2 protein-coding genes are annotated in these 1,177 nt (G+C 31.2%); both read right to left on the bottom strand.

Annotated elements, in window-relative coordinates:
* The coding region (locus GH664_RS24040) for an NUMOD4 domain-containing protein (protein ID WP_368857366.1) at nt 1–75 on the bottom strand (75 nt) is incomplete at its 3' end.
* A 546-nt stretch (nt 76–621) separates the two neighbouring features.
* The gene (locus GH664_RS22855) at nt 622–1,077 is read right to left on the bottom strand and encodes a hypothetical protein (RefSeq protein ID WP_228111692.1); all 456 of its coding nucleotides are present in this window, start codon (nt 1,075–1,077) and stop codon (nt 622–624) included.
* Nucleotides 1,078–1,177 lie beyond the last annotated feature (100 nt).

Here is a 1,177-nt window from a genome sequence, read left to right as displayed (position 1 = left end):
ATTTTTAACTCTCCCTAAATTACTAACCATATATAAACTTTCAAAACCTTTTACGTCTTTCCAAATTTCTTCCATATATAATTTATTTTACACATTTATGTGTAACGTCAATGTATCTATATGGTTATAGTTTTATGCTGTAAAAATTACTATCTTTTCCTTAGAGTTATAAGGAACATAACAATCACAATGAGACCATCCATCAGTATTAGCTTCTAATCTAATAGGGTATTCAAATAATTCAGCATTCTATCTTACTATGTTATTCACTGCATTACTATCTAAATCCTTTACATTAAAATCTATTGCTTTACCTAAACAGTGTGCAGATAAGTAAATACTACTTTTATTCTTTACTAACTAACACATATTACAACGTAATCCTCTCTATGAGAACTATCCACCTGCTTTCCAAGTATTAATGGTAATAGGTTTATTGAATATCTTAGTACGTAGTATATACAAAGTACTAAGTAATTCTGTACTTATAAACTACCATGAAGATTCACCAAACTTGGAATAGCAATGAGGGCATACTAATTCACTTACTTTAAAATAAGGTTTTAATTTGTCTATTAATTCATTTCTGTCCATACTTCGCTATTTAATGTTTCACTTAACTTATTGCTGTCGTAACGGTAGATAAGTGATGGTAATGTTACAAGCACCGACAATATTGCCGTTTCTGAATGACAAATTACCTTTTACGATTTCCAATGGCGGAATATCATAGGTTCCGTCTTGTGTGATATTAACTAATTTTACATTAGCACTATATCCCCAGTATAATTCCTGCCCGTCAACTATACCTTTCACTTCCACTTTCATTCCTGGGAAATTTTTTGTTTGGTCAGGAATGTAGCACTTTACTGTATCGTTCAGTGTAGCAAATCTAGTTATGACAAATGAGGTGCTTGTTATAATTATATCAGCATTTACAGAGGGATGCGGTCTCCAGTCATTAAAATTTACCGCATAAACATCTACAGGCTTTGACATATCGTCTCTATCAATTTCTCTCTCATCTACGATAACTCCTCTGTCATCAACATCATATTGCAATACTTTGTTGCCCAAGATATGGCGCATTGTTATTATTTTCATTTCTTTCTCTATTTCTATACATATTATCTACTAATAAATCAGCTATAACATTTATACCTAATTGCTTACTATC

Source organism: Thauera sp. 2A1 (assembly GCF_009469595.2).
Lineage (GTDB): Bacteria > Pseudomonadota > Gammaproteobacteria > Burkholderiales > Rhodocyclaceae > Thauera.
The sequence above is the reverse complement of the archived record's forward strand: the minus strand, read 5'-3'. Positions and strand labels throughout refer to the sequence as shown.